The organism is Exiguobacterium sp. s102 (assembly GCF_018618635.1).
Taxonomy (GTDB): Bacteria; Bacillota; Bacilli; order Exiguobacteriales; family Exiguobacteriaceae; genus Exiguobacterium_A; species Exiguobacterium_A oxidotolerans.
The window spans coordinates 38,368-54,377 of sequence record NZ_JACSML010000009.1; the positions used below are offsets into that span (position 1 = coordinate 38,368).

Here is a 16,010-nt window from a genome sequence, read left to right on the forward strand (position 1 = left end):
CACATGGCTAAGAAATCAATGATCGCACGTGAAGTAAAACGCCAAGCACTCGTAGAGCGCTACGCTGAACAACGCGCAGAATTGAAAGCACAAGGCGACTACATCGGCTTGAGCAAACTCCCACGTAACTCTTCAGCGGTTCGTTTACACAACCGTTGCAGTATCACTGGCCGTCCACACGGTTACATTGGTAAATTCGGTATCAGCCGTATTAAGTTCCGTGATCTTGCTCATAAAGGTCAAATCCCTGGTGTTAAAAAAGCAAGCTGGTAATTCATTAAAGTTGTGAAAGGAGGTACATCGCATGGTTATGACAGATCCGATTGCAGATATGCTTACACGCATTCGTAATGCAAACATGGTTCGCCATGAGAAGTTGGAAATGCCAGCTTCTACAATCAAACGTGAAGTCGCTGAAATCCTCAAACGTGAAGGTTTCATCCGCGATGTTGAATATCTCGAGGACAGCAAACAAGGTACGCTCCGCGTATTCCTTAAGTATGGCGCAAGCAACGAACGCGTTATCACTGGACTCAAACGTATCTCGAAACCAGGTCTTCGCGTTTACGCGAAAGCTGATGAAATCCCGAAAGTACTCGGTGGTCTCGGAATCGCTATCGTTTCAACATCTAAAGGTGTTATGACAGACAAAGAAGCTCGCCAACAAAAAGTCGGCGGCGAAGTGATCGCATACATCTGGTAATTCACGCATAAAAAGAACGGAGGTGTCTTAAATGTCACGTATTGGTAAAAAGCCGGTCGTTATCCCAGCAGGCGTTACAGTAACAGTTGAAAACAGCACAGTTACAGTAAAAGGTCCTAAAGGTGAACTCACACGTGAGTTCAACCCGACTATGGCTATCAACGTAGAAGGTAATGAATTGACTGTCGTTCGTCCAAACGACGAAAAGGCTAACCGTACAATTCACGGAACGACTCGTGCGCTTATCGCGAACATGGTCGAAGGTGTAAACAACGGTTTTGCTAAGACACTTGATATCCAAGGTGTTGGTTACCGTGCTCAAAAGCAAGGTAACAAAATCGTACTCAACCTCGGTTACTCACACCCAATCGAGTACACTCCGGAACAAGGCATTGAAGTCGAAGTTCCTACGAATACGCAAATCATCATCCGCGGAATCAACAAAGAGCGTGTTGGACACGTTGCTGCATTGATTCGTTCGTACCGTCAACCTGAGCCGTACAAAGGTAAAGGAATTCGTTACAGTGATGAAGTCGTTCGTCGTAAAGAAGGTAAAACAGGTAAGTAATTCGTTGATACGAATTGACCGGAAAGGAGTGGCATAAATGATCTCAAAGGCAGACAAAAACGCTACGCGTAAAAAGCGTCATGGTCGTGTACGTCGTACAATCATCGGGACTGCAACACGTCCACGCATGAACGTATTCCGTTCGAACAAGAACATTTACGTACAAGTCATTGACGATGCAACACATGCAACACTCGCATCTGCATCATCACTCGATCTTGAAAAAGGCAACACAGCTGACGCTGCAACAGCAGTCGGTAAGCTCGCAGCTGAACGCGCTCTTGAAAAAGGTATTGAAACAGTCGTTTTCGACCGTGGAGGATATCTCTATCATGGACGTATCAAAGCTGTAGCTGAAGCAGCTCGTGAAGCTGGTCTCAAATTCTAATAGAAAAGGAGGGAACCTCTACATGCGCCAGTTAGAAATTAACATGGATCAACTCGAAGAACGCGTTGTTACTGTAAACCGCGTCGCGAAAGTAGTAAAAGGTGGCCGTCGCTTCCGTTTTGCTGCACTCGTCGTCGTAGGTGACAAGAATGGTCACGTAGGTTTCGGTACGGGTAAAGCTCAGGAAGTGCCTGAAGCGATCCGTAAAGCAATCGAAGATGCAAAGAAAAACATGGTTAACGTTCCAATCGTTAACACTACAATTCCACACGAAATCAACGGAATTTTCGGTGCAGGTCACGTCTTCTTGAAACCTGCTTCTGAAGGTACTGGAGTCATCGCTGGTGGCCCAGTTCGTGCGGTTCTCGAATTAGCGGGAATCAACGACATTCTTTCGAAATCACTTGGATCAAGCACTCCAATCAACATGGTTCGTGCGACTGTTAAAGGTCTCACTTCACTTAAACGTGCTGAAGACGTTGCGAAACTCCGCGGTAAAACCGTCGAAGAACTTCGCGGTTAAGAAAGGGAGGGAATACAGATGGCGAAACTCGCAGTTACCCTCACACGCAGCATGATCGGTCGTCCGGAGAACCAACGCGTTACTACTCGTACGCTTGGTCTCCGTAAGATGCACCAAACGGTTGTCGTACCTGACAACGCTGCTATGCGTGGGATGATTAACCACGTGTCACACTTATTGACAGTTAAAGAAATTCAAGAGTAATAGAACGATATAATTTTATGAGGAGGTGCCCCACTATGAAACTCCATGAATTGAAACCAGCTGCTGGTTCACGTTCAGAACGCAACCGTGTAGGTCGCGGTATGTCTTCTGGTAACGGTAAGACTTCTGGCCGTGGTCACAAAGGTCAAAAAGCTCGTTCAGGCGGTGGTGTTCGTCCAGGTTTCGAAGGTGGACAAAACCCACTTTTCCGTCGTTTACCAAAACGCGGCTTCAACAACCCAACTCGTAAAGAGTTCGCGGTTATCAACCTTGACACACTTAACCGTTTTGAAGAAGGAACTGAAGTAACTCCTGAACTTCTTATCGAGACTCGCGCAGTCAAAGGTATGAAAGACGGCGTTAAGATCCTTTCAAACGGCAAGATTGAAAAGAAACTGACAGTAAAAGCTCACAAGTTCTCCGAAGCTGCGAAGCAAGCGATCGAAGCTGCCGGCGGTACGGTTGAGGTGATCTAATGTTTCAAGCGATCTCCAATATGTGGCGCGTAGCCGACATCCGTCGGCGCATTCTCTTTACCTTGGCCCTGATTATCGTGTTCCGGATCGGAGCGCATATCCCAGTGCCGATGGTAAACACTGAAGTATTCAAGATTGACGAGAATGGTATTCTCGGATTCTTGAACTCCTTCGGCGGGAATGCTTTGCAGAATTTCTCACTCTTTGCGATGGGAATCATGCCGTATATTACGGCCTCGATCGTTGTCCAACTCTTACAGATGGACGTTGTTCCAAAGTTTGCCGAATGGGCAAAACAAGGAGAGGCGGGCCGTAAGAAGTTAGCAACGGTAACGCGCTATGGAACGATCGTACTCGGCTTAGTCCAAGCGTTTGGAATCGCGCTTGGATTTAACCGTATCTATCCAGGTCTTGTCAATGAAGATTTTGGCACCTGGACGTACGTTATGATTGCACTTGTTTTGACGGCTGGTACAGCGTTCTTGATGTTCCTCGGTGAACTCATTACGGAGAAGGGCATTGGTAACGGGATATCAATGATCATCTTCGCTGGGATTGTCGCAGGCTTCCCGAACGCGTTCCGCCAGATTTACGAAACAAAGCTCCAAAATGCAGGGGATGCTTTGTTCGTCAATGTGCTTTATATCGTACTGTTGCTTTTAATCATCATTGCGGTCATCGTCGGTGTCATCTATGTGCAGCAAGCTGCACGTAAGATTCCGATTCAGTACGCTAAGCGTACGGTGAACCGTGCGCCAGTAGGCGGCCAATCGACACACTTGCCGATGAAGCTGAATGCTGCTGGTGTTATCCCAGTTATCTTCGCGGTATCGTTCATGGTGACTCCACCAACGATTGCAAGTTTCTTTGCGAGTCCGGAAAACGCGACGAAAATTCGTGACATCTTCGACTATACGAGTCCAATCGGAATGTCGATTTATGTTGCATTGATCATCGCCTTCTCGTACTTCTACACATTCGTTCAGGTCAACCCGGAACAAATGGCAGAGAACCTTCAAAAACAAGGCGGGTACATTCCTGGTATCCGTCCTGGTAAGCAAACGGAACAATACATCACGAAGATCCTCTATCGTCTGACATTCTTCGGTTCGCTCTTCCTTGCTGTCATCGCGGTAACGCCAACGTTCTTTATTAAGTTCGCTGGTTTACCGAACTCGGTGCAAATTGGTGGAACAAGCTTGCTGATTGTCATCGGTGTAGGTCTTGAGACGATGAAACAGATTGAAAGTCAACTGGTTAAACGACACTACAAAGGCTTTATCCGATAAGGCGGGAGGAAGGGGACCATCCCTTTCCTTTCTGTTGTGTCTATAGAGTCTATAGAAGTGGAGGCTACCGACATGAATCTTGTATTGATGGGCTTGCCGGGTGCTGGAAAAGGGACGCAGGCTGCGAAAATTATCGAAGACTACGCCATTCCACACATCTCGACAGGCGACATGTTCCGCGCGGCGATCAAAGATCAAACACCGCTCGGGCAGGAAGCGAAATCGTACATGGATAAAGGGGAACTCGTTCCGGATGAAGTCACAATCGGCATCGTACGTGAACGTCTCGCCAAAGAAGACTGTGCAAATGGTTTTCTTCTTGACGGTTTCCCACGCACAGTGAAACAAGCAGATGCTCTTGAAGCATTACTTGCGGATCTTAACAAACAAATCGATCACGTCATTCACATCGGTGTCAACCCGGAGAAACTTGTCCCTCGTTTGACAGGCCGCCGGATTTGCCCGACATGTGGAGCAACGTATCACGTCATCTATAACCCACCAAAAGTGGAAGGTGTCTGTGATATCGACGGATCAGCACTTGTTCAACGTGAAGATGATCAAGAAGAAACGGTTCGCCGTCGTCTTGAAGTCAACGTCGCGCAAGCGCAACCTTTGATTGACTTTTACGCTGAAAAAGGGTATCTTCGTAATTTGGACGGTGATCGTCCGATTAATGAAGTTTACTCCGATGTTCAAGCACTTCTTGGTGGTCAGTAATGATCATTACGAAAGCGCCGCGTGAAATCGACATTATGCGTAAGGCAGGACAAATCGTCGCTCGGACGCATAAGGAGCTTAAAGCTCACATTCGTCCAGGCATCACGACGGGGCAACTCGACGCGATCGCTGAACGTTATATTCGAAGTCAAGGGGCAACACCATCGTTTAAAGGTTATAATGGGTTTACTGGTAGCATCTGCGCATCAGTAAATGAAGAACTTGTCCATGGTATTCCGGGTGACCGCGTACTCCACGATGGAGACATCATCTCGATTGATATCGGGGCGGAGTATAATGGATATCACGGAGATTCAGCCTGGACATATCCGGTCGGTACAATCTCTGAAGAGACAAAGCAGTTACTTGACGTAACTGAAGAATCTCTGTATAAAGGATTGGAGCGCGCCAAAGCTGGTGTGCACCTGACAGATATTTCGCATGCGATTCAGTCACATGTCGAAGCAGCGAATTTTTCTGTAGTCCGCGAATATGTGGGCCACGGCGTGGGACAAAATTTGCATGAAGATCCGCAAATCCCACATTATGGACCACCGGGGAAAGGGCCGCGCCTGAAAACCGGCATGACACTGGCGATTGAGCCAATGGTCAACGTCGGGAAACGCTATGTTCGCACACTATCCGACAATTGGACGGTAGTGACAGTGGACGGTAGCATGTGCGCCCACTTTGAGCACACCATCGCCATCACAGACGACGGCTACGAGATCTTAACGGTCGATGCAGAGTGAGCTGTGCGCGTTATTGGTGTCACCTTTCTATAAGCCGCTATCCACTCGTGTTTGTGACCGATGATCTCTCAACGGCTACTGTAGAAAGCCCCTAAGCGCTACAAATCGTCTGGGCTCCCAATCAACTTTATAGAGAAAGGGGTATAATTGATGGCGAAACAAGATGTAATCGAAGTGGAAGGTACGGTTATCGAACCACTTCCAAATGCGATGTTTAAGGTGGAGTTAGAAAACGGCCACACGGTCCTCGCGCACGTCTCAGGAAAAATTCGGATGCACTTCATTCGGATCTTACCAGGAGATAAAGTAACAGTTGAGTTGTCACCATACGACTTAACTCGCGGACGGATCACATACCGTTTCAAATAAAAACTCCGATTTTTTCAGGAGGAGGTATTCACAATGAAAGTAAGACCTTCGGTTAAACCGATCTGTGAAAAGTGTAAAGTTATCCGCCGTAAAGGCAAAGTAATGGTTATTTGCGAAAACCCTAAGCATAAACAAAAACAAGGGTAATTAAACAAGGAGGTGCACACATGGCACGTATTGCTGGTGTAGATATTCCACGTGAGAAACGCATCGTTATCTCACTCACTTACATCTATGGTGTTGGTAAAACGACTGCTCAGAAAGTCTTGAAAGAAGCTGGTATCTCTGAAGATACTCGTACTCGTGAATTGACTGAAGAACAACTCAACCAACTTCGTGATGGTTTAGATAAAGTAAAAGTTGAGGGTGACCTTCGTCGTGAAATCTCACTCAACATCAAACGTTTGATCGAAATCGGTTGCTACCGTGGTGTTCGTCACCGTCGTGGTCTTCCAGTTCGTGGTCAAAACACTAAAAACAACTCGCGTACTCGTAAAGGCCCACGCCGTACAGTAGCGAACAAGAAGAAGTAAGGGAGGGTAAACTAATATGGCAAAACGTAAACAGAACGTTCGTAGTAAACGTAAAGTCAAAAAGAATATTGAGTCTGGTATCGTGCATATCCGTTCAACATTCAACAACACAATCGTTACGATCACTGATGTGCAAGGGAATGCAATCTCTTGGGCAACTGCAGGTAACATGGGCTTCAAAGGCTCACGTAAATCGACTCCATTCGCAGCACAACTTGCTTCTGAAACAGCTGCAAAAACTGCAATGGACAACGGTATGCGTACTGTAGAAGTCAACGTTAAAGGTCCTGGTGCAGGTCGTGAAGCTGCTATCCGTGCGCTTCAAGCAATCGGTCTCGAAGTTACAGCGATCCGTGACGTAACTCCAGTTCCACACAACGGTTGCCGCCCTCCAAAACGTCGTCGCGTGTAACCCGTCTTGTACTGCAAAGCGGGAAATCGAGTAGACTTTTGTTGATCGTTTGACCAAATCAAGCAGTAGACACGTACACGAGACGGTTGGCGATTGAACGCGATGGCCAACAGGACGATATTCAAGGAGGGGTTCAGATGATCGAAATCGAAAAACCGAAGATTGAAACGGTCGAATTAAGCGAAAACGCTACGTTTGGTAAATTCGTAGTAGAACCGCTTGAGCGTGGATTCGGTACAACGCTTGGTAACTCATTGCGTCGTATCCTATTATCTTCACTTCCGGGTGCTGCAGTCACTGCAGTCCAAATCGATGGCGTTCTTCATGAGTTCTCGACGATTGATGGCGTTGTAGAAGACGTTACCCAAATCATCTTGAACCTTAAGAAACTCGCCCTCAAAGTTTACTCGGAAGAAGAGAAAACACTTGAGATCGATATTCAAGGCGCTGGCGTTGTTACTGCGGCAAACATTACGCATGACAGCGACGTCGAAATCCTCAACCCAGAACTTCACATTGCAACACTTGCAGAAGGTGCATCACTTCATATGCGTCTGACAGCTCGTCGCGGTCGTGGGTATGTTCAGGCTGAAGATAACAAACGGGACGATATGCCAATCGGTGTGATCCCAATTGATTCGATTTACACGCCAATTCAACGTGTAAACTATCAAGTTGAAAAAACACGTGTCGGTCAAGATGCGAGCTTCGATAAATTGACGCTTGATGTTTGGACGGACGGTTCAATCCGCCCTGAAGAAGCAGTGTCACTCGGTGCGAAAATCATGACAGAACACTTAAACATCTTTGTTGGTCTTACGGACGAAGCGCTCCATGCCGAAATCATGGTCGAAAAGGAAGAAGATCAAAAAGAAAAAGTACTTGAAATGACGATCGAAGAACTCGATCTTTCAGTTCGTTCGTACAACTGTTTGAAACGCGCTGGTATCAATACGGTTCAAGAACTCGCGAATAAGAGCGAAGACGAGATGATGAAAGTTCGTAACCTCGGACGTAAATCACTCGAAGAAGTTCAAGCGAAGCTCGACGAACTCGGACTTGGTTTGCGTAAAGAAGACTAAAAACTATTAATTGCACGAAGGAGGGAATCCATCCATGGCATACTCGAAATTAGGCCGTACAAGCTCACAACGTAAGGCACTTTTGCGTGACCTTGCGACTGATCTCATCATCAATGAGCGTATCCAAACTACAGAACAAAAAGCGAAGGAACTTCGTCCAGTCGTTGAGAAACTCATCACTTTAGGTAAACGCGGTGATCTCCACGCTCGTCGTCAAGTTGCATCGTTCGTTCGCCGTGAAGCTGCTGGTCAAAACGCAGAGGGCAAAGCACAAGACGCGATCCAAAAATTATTCGCTGATGTTGCTCCACGTTTTGCTGAGCGTCAAGGTGGTTACACACGCATCATGAAAATGGGACCACGTCGTGGTGACGGCGCAGAAATGGTCATCATCGAACTCGTTTAATTTTTAAATGATTCGTTATAAAAGGGCAGTGCGTAACTCGCTTCTGCCCTTTTGTTACAAATGGAATTAATTGATTTGATGAAGGAGGAGTAGACATGACGAAGCTAATTGAACTGGATCACGTTACGTATCGGTATCCGGAACAGGAACAAGCTGCGTTACAAGATGTCTCTCTGACGATTCATTCTGGTGAATGGGTCGCCATCGTTGGACACAACGGCTCTGGAAAATCAACGCTGACTAAATTGTTTAATGGCTTGTTGCTTCCTGAATCAGGGACGGTGACCGTAGGCGAGACGTTCTCGAGTGCGAATCCGGAGCAACTATGGGAGATGCGTCGGGCAATCGGCATCGTCTTTCAAAATCCAGATAATCAATTTGTTGGCACGACCGTGCGCGACGACGTGGCATTTGCCCTTGAAAATTGGGGTGTGCCACGCGAGGAAATGGTTCGTCGTATTGACGACAGTCTAGCGCGCGTTGGCCTTACGGATTTTGTTGATCGGGAACCCCATCAACTATCCGGCGGACAGAAGCAGCGTGTCGCAATTGCTTCGGCACTTGCGATGCGCCCTGATGTTCTCGTGCTTGATGAAGCAACATCGATGCTTGATCCACTCGCACGTGAAGAGGTTATGTCGACCGTTCAAGAATTATATGAACGACATCCGATGGCGGTAGTCGCCATTACACATGAATTAGACGAGGTCTTACAGGCCAGTCGTGTCATCGTGATGGATGCCGGGAAAATCGTATTAGAAGGTACACCTCAAGAAGTCTTTGCGAAATCGGCGTTTCTCCAAGAAATCGGTCTCGATGTTCCTTTCATCGTTCGAGTTCAGGAGCAATTGCGGGCGCGAGGTCTCTCGTATGGGGACACGATACTAGATGAAAGTGAATTGGTGAACCGCTTATGCCAATCCTAATCCAGGAATTGAACTATACGTACCAACTTAATAGTCCGTTCGAACGAGTCGCGCTGCGTGATGTGAATCTTGAGATTCCGTCAGGGGCGCTTGTTGCGTTTGTAGGGCACACTGGGTCTGGGAAGTCGACGCTCGTCCAGCACATCAATGGATTGCTGAAACCGACGAGAGGAAAAGTCCAAGTCGATGACATCATCATTGAACCAAAACGAAAACAAGATTTAAAGGCACTACGAAAACGTGTCGGTCTCGTCTTTCAGTATCCTGAGTACCAGCTGTTTGAAGAAACAGTCTTAAAGGATGTCATGTTCGGTCCAATGAACTTCGGGCATGAGCAGGAAGAGGCGGAACGGCTCGCAAAAGAGGCATTACGCACAGTAGGGCTAGACGAAGTCTTCTGGTCCCGATCGCCGTTTGACTTGTCTGGTGGGCAAATGAGGCGTGTTGCGATCGCAGGCGTACTCGCTAGTCAACCAGACGTGTTGATCGTCGACGAACCGACCGCTGGACTCGATCCGCAAGGACGTAAGCAAATGCTGAGTCTTTTCGCCCGGCTTCATGCGGAAACGGGTTTGACATTACTCTTGATCACGCATGATATGGATCAAGTGCTCGAATATACGAATCGTGTCGTCGTCATGGAGCATGGACAAGTCGCGTATGATGGAGAGCCGATTGGATTATTCCAACAGGCGGAGCTGCTGAAGCAGTTCCATATTGATCTTCCGCACGTCTTAGCACTTGCCTGGCCGGTGGCAGACCGACTCGGACTTTCGCGTCCGAACTTACGAACGGAACCGGAAGTCGTGGATTGGATTCTACAGGTACAGGGGGGACGTATATGATCGTCGGACAACATATTCCGGGTACGTCCTATCTTCATCGTTCTTCTGCGCTTGCAAAAATTATTTTTGCATTTTGTTTCATCCCGCTCGTGTTCCTCGCGAACAATGCAGCGACGAACATTTTTTTACTCATCTTTACGTTTTTAGCGTTAGCGAGTAGTAAATTGCCACTCCGCTACGTCTTGAAGGGCTTACGTCCGATTCTTTTCCTAATCGTCTTCACCTTCATCGTTCAACTGTTCTTTACGCGAGAAGGAACCGTCTTGTTCGAATTTGGATGGTTTAAAATTTATTCGGAAGGTCTGCGTCTCGCCATCATCGTCTCGCTCCGCTTCTTCTATTTGGTCTCGATCACGACACTCGTCACCTTGACGACGTCACCGATCGAGCTGACAGATGCAATTGAGTTGCTTTTGAAGCCATTCAAGGTCGTCCGCGTTCCGACGCATGAGATTGCCTTGATGCTCTCGATTTCGCTGCGGTTCTTACCGACATTGGCAGAAGAGACGGAGAAGATCATGAAAGCACAGCAGGCACGTGGTGTTGATTTAGCGGCAGGACCGATTAAAGAGCGTCTGCGGGCAATCATCCCACTTTTGATTCCATTGTTCATCTCGGCCTTTAAGCGGGCAGAGGACCTCGCGATTGCGATGGAAGCACGCGGCTACCGTGGGGGAGAAGGACGGACGCGTCTTCGGGAATCGAAATGGACGGCACGTGATACCGGTTTGATGGGTCTCCTCGTCGTCGTCGCGCTCCTGCTTGTTTACTTACGGGGAGGTTTCTGATGCGACGTTTTAAATGTACGATTCAATATGACGGGACGGGTTACTCTGGTTACCAAGTCCAACCGAATGGTGTAACGATCCAGGAGGTCGTCGAGAAGACGCTTGCGCGGATGCACAAGCACCCGGTCAAGGTGATTGGATCAGGGCGTACAGACGCTCGTGTGCACGCACAGGGGCAAGTCATCCATTTCGATACGGAACTTGCGATTGCGCCGGACAGCATGGTCAAGGCCTTAAATACGTTATTACCGGACGATATTCGTGTCCGGGACTGTAAAGAGGTCGCTTCTGACTTCGAAGCAAGGTATGATGTAGTGGGGAAAGAGTACCGGTACTTCGTACGCCGGACCGAAGATGCGTTTCGACGTCATCAATCGGTATTGATTCCGTACGCGCTTGATCTCGACGTGATGCGTCAAGCGATGACGTATTTAGTCGGCACCCATGATTTCAGTTCGTTTTGTGTCGCGAAGACGGAAACGGATAATCGAATCCGGACGATTTATGAAGCGGAGTTGATTGAGTACGGGGAAGAGCTAATCTTTCGGTTTAAAGGAAGCGGTTTTCTCTATAATCAGATTCGTATCATGGTCGGGACTTTGTTTGATGTCGGACGCGGACGTTTTGCTGCTACGGACATCAAGAAGATGCTTGCCGCGAAGGATCGAAACGTCGCTGGTGTGACGGCACCACCGCACGGGTTGTACCTTTGGGAAGTTTTCTACCCAGAGTCTAAAAAAGGCATTTGACATTAGCCGCTAAAAAACATACAATGTTTATTGGCATTTCATTTATTATGAAACCACAATCTTAGCCCCGTACACCTAAGATTCTGATAGATTCACACAGTGAATAAATGAAAAATCAAAAAAGAAACTTTTAAATTCCTTAGGAGGTATTTTACATGCGCACAACTTTCATGGCGAAAGCTACTGATGTAGAACGCAAATGGCTCCTTATCGACGCAGAAGGCAAAACACTCGGTCGTCTTTCGAGCGAAGTGGCTTCACTTCTCCGCGGTAAGCACAAACCTACGTTCACACCACACGTTGACTGTGGGGATCACGTTATCCTCATCAACGTTGAGAAAATCGTATTAACTGGTAACAAACTCGACAAAAAGGTCTACTACCGTCACTCTGGTCATCCAGGCGGCTTGAAGCAGACTGTCGCACGCGACTTACTCGCTAACAAACCTGAGCGTATGCTTGAACTCGCGATCAAAGGGATGCTTCCAAAAGGTAGCCTCGGTCGTCAAATGTTCAACAAACTCCACGTTTACGCTGGAGATACTCATAAGCAAGAAGCACAACAACCAGAAGTTTACGAACTTCGCGGTTAATACGAATTTAGGAGGAACTACACGATGGCAGATGTACGTTACTACGGCACTGGTCGCCGTAAACACGCGGCAGCTCGCGTTTTCCTCGTTGCTGGAGACGGTAAAGTCACAGTTAACGGGCGCGATATCAGCGAATACTTCGGTTATGAAACTTTAATCATGACTGCAAAAGAACCACTTGTACTCACAGAAACAGAAGGTAAATACGATATCATGGTAACGGTCAAAGGCGGCGGCTTCACTGGTCAAGCAGGCGCTATCCGTCACGGTATCTCACGTGCACTTCTTCAAGCGGATCCAGATTTCCGTGGAACACTTAAAGCTAAAGGCTTCTTAACACGCGATGCTCGTATGAAAGAACGTAAAAAATACGGTCTTAAAGCAGCACGTCGTGCGCCTCAGTTCTCAAAACGTTAATCGTTTTATCTCTCATCCTTACGGGTGGGAGATTTTTTTATGCCAAAAGACCGCTCTCTAATTAAAAAAGCGGTCAAGCAACTGTCTGCCGTTCAAAACGTACGTCGTCGTATTGTTCGGATGAGGAATAAGAGTGCTGTGAGAGCAACAAACGTCAGCGGGATACTCCAGAGGAACAGATGCTGTAAAAATGCAAGAGGATCATTCGCCGTCTGTGAACCGACTGTACCGGTAAAAGACGTCTCCTGACTTAACACCGTGCTGTTTTCAGGGAGAGCGGGTTGATAAGCTACATTTGCTTCATGCCTTGCATAAAAGTAAATCGCATAGCCGATATGTAAGAAGACTGTGATGACGCTTGCGAAGACTAACATTTTTTTCATCAAAAAACTCCTTTTTCCGAATGCTTGGTGAGGATAAGTCCATCGTTAAGTATACCGGATTCTGTTTTCGGGAACAGAAGAGAAAGGAGTGTGGTGAAAGATGACACTATCAGTCAATTGGTTGCTCGAACGAGCCAATCGAAAACTGAATGTTCCCGGACTCTCGCCGGAAGTCGCCCGAAAGACACGCCAAGTCATCCGGGAACTCCATGTCAAAGGAATTTATGTCGGAGTGGCCCAAGGCTTCCGTTCCTATGCCGAGCAGGAGAAACTCTATGCACAAGGACGAACGACGCCGGGAGCGATTGTCACGCATGCCCGTGGCGGACAATCGAATCATAACCGCGGGATTGCCGTCGATCTCTTTCGTTATACGGATGACGGGACGCGGGCGATTTTTGACATCGACGACCCGTTCAAGCAGATTGTCACGGCAATGAAAGAGCAAGGCTTTTCTTGGGGCGGTGATTGGGTGACGTTTCAAGATTACCCTCACTTTGAACTACTCAAGGCAACGACCGACGTCCTTGTTCCGTATCCAAGTCGTCCACTGTACCGGGGGGCGATCGGGATGAATGCACGTGACATCGAGCGAATCCAGCGCGCTGTGAAGGCACCTGTTACAAAAAGGTTTGACGAGACGACGGCACGGCAGGTGAGAGCCTATCAAGTACGGCAAGGGCTTGCGGTTGACGGTGTCGTCGGACCAGCGACCTGGAATCGAATGTTTTAATGAAATGACTACTGTTTTTTCTGCGGGTACGCTGAAGGAGAGTAGTCTTTTTCGATCATAAAGCGAGTCGTCTTTCGCTGAGTACGAAAACTTCAGGAAATATTCTCCTTTCCGAGTCGAAATGTGCAAGCGCTATCTTATTTTTGTTATACTGAAATGGAATAAATCGAACGTTCTCAGGGGGAAGGCACTATGTTGAATGAACAAGAAATTCGCGAGGTAGTCGGACAGTTAATTGATCCGACGATCGAACGCTCGCTTGCAGATACGAACGGGATTCGTGATGTCCGAATCAAAGGAGACTACGTCAGCCTGAAAATCGCACTTGCGCAAGCAGGTTCAGGTGAACAGTTGACGTTACAACAAGAAATCGTTAAAGAGTTAAAAGAAAAAGGCTTCAAGACGGTCGGACTTCGTTTCGAGGCACTCGGCGATCACGGGATTCAGGCAGCGACGACACCATCGATTCTTAAACCGGAGTCAGGGACGACGTTCATCGCGATCGCTTCTGGTAAAGGGGGCGTCGGAAAATCGACGGTTTCCGTCAACCTCGCAGTTGCCCTTGCACGGGCAGGTAAAAAAGTTGGTTTGATTGACGCGGATATCTATGGTTTTAGTGTTCCGGATATGATGGGAATTGAAACACGACCGACCGTCGTCAATGACCGGATCATTCCGCCAGAGCGGTTTGGCGTAAAAGTCATCTCGATGGGCTTCTTCGTCGAAGACAATGCACCCGTCATCTGGCGTGGACCGATGCTCGGGAAGATGCTCAATAACTTCTTCTCGGATGTTGAATGGGGCGATCTTGATTACCTCTTACTCGATTTGCCGCCAGGAACAGGTGACGTCGCACTTGATATTCACTCGATGCTCCCAAGCTGTCAGGAATTGATTGTCACGACACCACATGCGACAGCGGCATTCGTTGCAGCTCGTGCCGGTGCGATGGCGATTAAGACGAACCACCGTTTGCTCGGTATCATTGAAAATATGGCGTACTTCGAAAGCAAGGTAACTGGTGAAAAAGAGTATGTCTTCGGATCAGGTGGCGGAGAGAAGTTGTCAGAAGCGCTAAAAACAGATATTCTAGCTAAGATTCCACTTGGACAACCATATGCGAATGAATCGGACTTTGCACCATCGATTTATCGCGATGACCATCCATTTGAAACACACTATAATGAACTCGCAGCGCGTGTCATCGAAAAAGTAGAGGGATAATACATGAAGATTAAAGGATTTTTGAAGCTGTTCTGGATGACGCTCCTAATTGGGACGCTAGCCGGCTTCGTGTTTAACCTTGTCGCTGAACCAGGGTACGTCCGCAATCAATCGATTAGCGGATACATTACGGCCTTGGCATACAGTAGTACATGGACGGCAATCAGCCTGATGGGCTTTTTCTCTTATTTGATTTTGCACCGGGTTGGACTTGATCTGTTCCGCGGCGCAAAGTTATGGAATCGGGTTCAGGTCGTTTTGATTGCCTTCGCCTTGTTTGACGGCGTCTACTTACGTGGACTTGCGTTCGGATTCGATAAAACAAGCCTCTATATTGGTGAAATGGTTGTCTTATTGTTCGTCGCATTTCTCGTTGCACGTACGAAAGCCCGTGAAACAAATTTCAGTGCTTTCATCCCGACGTTATTCTTAATGACGGTCATCACGTTGATTGAATGGGTACCAGCTCTTCAGGCAACGCAAGACAAGCGGATGCTTTGGGCCGCACTGGCGACACTCTTGGTTTGTAATGCGTATCAAATCCTGATGTTGCATCGCTTGCAAGAAAAGCCTGCTCCAGCGAAAGTACAGTCGCAAAAACAGGCATAAGAAAAGGACTCGGGGAATGGTTGTTATGACCAATTCCATCGGGTCCATCTTTTTTAAAAGTTTTTTTAGAAAAACAGTTGACGTGAAAAACAAGAGTTGATATATTAATACATGTCGCTAAGGCACACGCCGAAAGCGAGCGTCATACAACGAAAAAAACTTATAAAAAAGAATTGACATTAGTTAATACTTTACTGTAAGATTTAAAAGTCGTCAAATGACATATCGGACTTTGAAAACTGAACGATGAGGCAAAAAACGTATCTTCGGATACAAACAATGAATGAAGCGCAAGCTTCGTCAACGTGACTTTTAGTC

At 47.4% G+C, this 16,010-nt stretch carries 26 protein-coding genes; 25 read left to right on the plus strand and 1 reads right to left on the minus strand.

The window, feature by feature from the left end:
- Positions 1-3: 3 nt before the first annotated feature.
- The 22 genes from rpsN to rpsI all read left to right on the plus strand — a co-directional run bounded on the left by rpsN (position 4) and on the right by rpsI (position 12,743).
- The gene (rpsN, locus tag KNQ02_RS14810) at positions 4-273 is read left to right on the plus strand and encodes a 30S ribosomal protein S14 (protein WP_012369022.1); all 270 of its coding nucleotides are present in this window, start codon (positions 4-6) and stop codon (positions 271-273) included.
- A 31-nt stretch (positions 274-304) separates the two neighbouring features.
- A complete protein-coding gene (gene rpsH / locus KNQ02_RS14815) occupies positions 305-703 on the plus strand; it encodes a 30S ribosomal protein S8 (RefSeq protein ID WP_012369023.1) in 399 nt (132 codons plus the stop codon).
- Between the two features lie 31 nt (positions 704-734).
- Positions 735-1,271: a 50S ribosomal protein L6 gene (gene rplF, locus KNQ02_RS14820; protein WP_029332267.1), complete on the plus strand. Its 537-nt coding sequence runs from the start codon at positions 735-737 to the stop codon at positions 1,269-1,271.
- A gap of 37 nt (positions 1,272-1,308) precedes the next feature.
- Complete coding sequence (gene rplR, locus KNQ02_RS14825; protein ID WP_029332268.1) at positions 1,309-1,659, plus strand: 50S ribosomal protein L18; 351 nt, start codon at positions 1,309-1,311, stop codon at positions 1,657-1,659.
- A 22-nt stretch (positions 1,660-1,681) separates the two neighbouring features.
- Positions 1,682-2,182, plus strand: a complete 501-nt coding sequence (rpsE, locus tag KNQ02_RS14830; protein WP_012369026.1) for a 30S ribosomal protein S5 — start codon at positions 1,682-1,684, stop codon at positions 2,180-2,182.
- An 18-nt stretch (positions 2,183-2,200) separates the two neighbouring features.
- Entirely contained in the window at positions 2,201-2,386 is a 186-nt protein-coding gene (gene rpmD / locus KNQ02_RS14835) for a 50S ribosomal protein L30 (protein WP_012369027.1), read from the plus strand.
- 35 nt (positions 2,387-2,421) lie between these two features.
- A complete protein-coding gene (gene rplO / locus KNQ02_RS14840; RefSeq protein WP_029332269.1) occupies positions 2,422-2,862 on the plus strand; it encodes a 50S ribosomal protein L15 in 441 nt (146 codons plus the stop codon).
- A complete protein-coding gene (gene secY / locus KNQ02_RS14845) occupies positions 2,862-4,151 on the plus strand; it encodes a preprotein translocase subunit SecY (protein ID WP_088836008.1) in 1,290 nt (429 codons plus the stop codon). Before rplO ends, secY begins: the two co-directional genes overlap by 1 nt.
- Before the next feature lie 72 nt (positions 4,152-4,223).
- The gene (locus KNQ02_RS14850; protein WP_026834297.1) at positions 4,224-4,871 is read left to right on the plus strand and encodes an adenylate kinase; all 648 of its coding nucleotides are present in this window, start codon (positions 4,224-4,226) and stop codon (positions 4,869-4,871) included.
- Positions 4,871-5,623 (plus strand): type I methionyl aminopeptidase, encoded by a 753-nt coding sequence (map, locus tag KNQ02_RS14855; protein WP_029332271.1) that lies wholly within the window; start codon positions 4,871-4,873, stop codon positions 5,621-5,623. Before KNQ02_RS14850 ends, map begins: the two co-directional genes overlap by 1 nt.
- 150 nt (positions 5,624-5,773) lie before the next feature.
- Positions 5,774-5,992 (plus strand): translation initiation factor IF-1, encoded by a 219-nt coding sequence (gene infA, locus KNQ02_RS14860; protein ID WP_012369032.1) that lies wholly within the window; start codon positions 5,774-5,776, stop codon positions 5,990-5,992.
- Between the two features lie 33 nt (positions 5,993-6,025).
- Positions 6,026-6,139 (plus strand): 50S ribosomal protein L36, encoded by a 114-nt coding sequence (gene rpmJ, locus KNQ02_RS14865; protein WP_003156543.1) that lies wholly within the window; start codon positions 6,026-6,028, stop codon positions 6,137-6,139.
- A gap of 20 nt (positions 6,140-6,159) precedes the next feature.
- The gene (gene rpsM / locus KNQ02_RS14870; protein ID WP_012369033.1) at positions 6,160-6,525 is read left to right on the plus strand and encodes a 30S ribosomal protein S13; all 366 of its coding nucleotides are present in this window, start codon (positions 6,160-6,162) and stop codon (positions 6,523-6,525) included.
- A 16-nt stretch (positions 6,526-6,541) separates the two neighbouring features.
- Positions 6,542-6,937, plus strand: coding sequence for a 30S ribosomal protein S11 (gene rpsK / locus KNQ02_RS14875; RefSeq protein ID WP_029332272.1), 396 nt, complete (start codon positions 6,542-6,544; stop codon positions 6,935-6,937).
- Between the two features lie 137 nt (positions 6,938-7,074).
- On the plus strand, positions 7,075-8,019 hold the full coding sequence (locus KNQ02_RS14880; protein ID WP_029332273.1) for a DNA-directed RNA polymerase subunit alpha: 945 nt from the start codon (positions 7,075-7,077) through the stop codon (positions 8,017-8,019).
- Between the two features lie 34 nt (positions 8,020-8,053).
- Positions 8,054-8,425: a 50S ribosomal protein L17 gene (gene rplQ / locus KNQ02_RS14885; protein WP_023466649.1), complete on the plus strand. Its 372-nt coding sequence runs from the start codon at positions 8,054-8,056 to the stop codon at positions 8,423-8,425.
- Positions 8,426-8,520: 95 nt separating this feature from the next.
- Positions 8,521-9,351: an energy-coupling factor ABC transporter ATP-binding protein gene (locus tag KNQ02_RS14890; protein WP_029332274.1), complete on the plus strand. Its 831-nt coding sequence runs from the start codon at positions 8,521-8,523 to the stop codon at positions 9,349-9,351.
- Positions 9,339-10,196: an energy-coupling factor transporter ATPase gene (locus KNQ02_RS14895; RefSeq protein WP_214809020.1), complete on the plus strand. Its 858-nt coding sequence runs from the start codon at positions 9,339-9,341 to the stop codon at positions 10,194-10,196. The genes KNQ02_RS14890 and KNQ02_RS14895 overlap by 13 nt, the downstream gene beginning before the upstream one ends.
- Positions 10,193-10,984 (plus strand): energy-coupling factor transporter transmembrane component T family protein, encoded by a 792-nt coding sequence (locus KNQ02_RS14900; protein ID WP_088836011.1) that lies wholly within the window; start codon positions 10,193-10,195, stop codon positions 10,982-10,984. The genes KNQ02_RS14895 and KNQ02_RS14900 overlap by 4 nt, the downstream gene beginning before the upstream one ends.
- Positions 10,984-11,733: a tRNA pseudouridine(38-40) synthase TruA gene (gene truA, locus KNQ02_RS14905; RefSeq protein ID WP_029332277.1), complete on the plus strand. Its 750-nt coding sequence runs from the start codon at positions 10,984-10,986 to the stop codon at positions 11,731-11,733. The genes KNQ02_RS14900 and truA overlap by 1 nt, the downstream gene beginning before the upstream one ends.
- 155 nt (positions 11,734-11,888) lie before the next feature.
- The gene (rplM, locus tag KNQ02_RS14910) at positions 11,889-12,326 is read left to right on the plus strand and encodes a 50S ribosomal protein L13 (protein WP_012369041.1); all 438 of its coding nucleotides are present in this window, start codon (positions 11,889-11,891) and stop codon (positions 12,324-12,326) included.
- Positions 12,327-12,350: 24 nt separating this feature from the next.
- Positions 12,351-12,743, plus strand: a complete 393-nt coding sequence (gene rpsI, locus KNQ02_RS14915) for a 30S ribosomal protein S9 (RefSeq protein WP_012369042.1) — start codon at positions 12,351-12,353, stop codon at positions 12,741-12,743.
- Between the two features lie 92 nt (positions 12,744-12,835).
- Here the strand turns inward: rpsI and KNQ02_RS14920 are convergent, their stop codons facing one another.
- A complete protein-coding gene (locus KNQ02_RS14920; protein ID WP_214809023.1) occupies positions 12,836-13,126 on the minus strand; it encodes a hypothetical protein in 291 nt (96 codons plus the stop codon).
- Between the two features lie 100 nt (positions 13,127-13,226).
- Here KNQ02_RS14920 and KNQ02_RS14925 point away from each other — a divergent pair, with 100 nt between their 5' ends.
- The 3 genes from KNQ02_RS14925 to KNQ02_RS14935 all read left to right on the plus strand — a co-directional run bounded on the left by KNQ02_RS14925 (position 13,227) and on the right by KNQ02_RS14935 (position 15,692).
- Entirely contained in the window at positions 13,227-13,859 is a 633-nt protein-coding gene (locus KNQ02_RS14925; protein WP_214809026.1) for a M15 family metallopeptidase, read from the plus strand.
- Between the two features lie 192 nt (positions 13,860-14,051).
- The gene (locus tag KNQ02_RS14930; protein WP_029332281.1) at positions 14,052-15,083 is read left to right on the plus strand and encodes an Mrp/NBP35 family ATP-binding protein; all 1,032 of its coding nucleotides are present in this window, start codon (positions 14,052-14,054) and stop codon (positions 15,081-15,083) included.
- Positions 15,084-15,086: 3 nt separating this feature from the next.
- The gene (locus KNQ02_RS14935) at positions 15,087-15,692 is read left to right on the plus strand and encodes a KinB-signaling pathway activation protein (RefSeq protein WP_088836014.1); all 606 of its coding nucleotides are present in this window, start codon (positions 15,087-15,089) and stop codon (positions 15,690-15,692) included.
- Positions 15,693-16,010 lie beyond the last annotated feature (318 nt).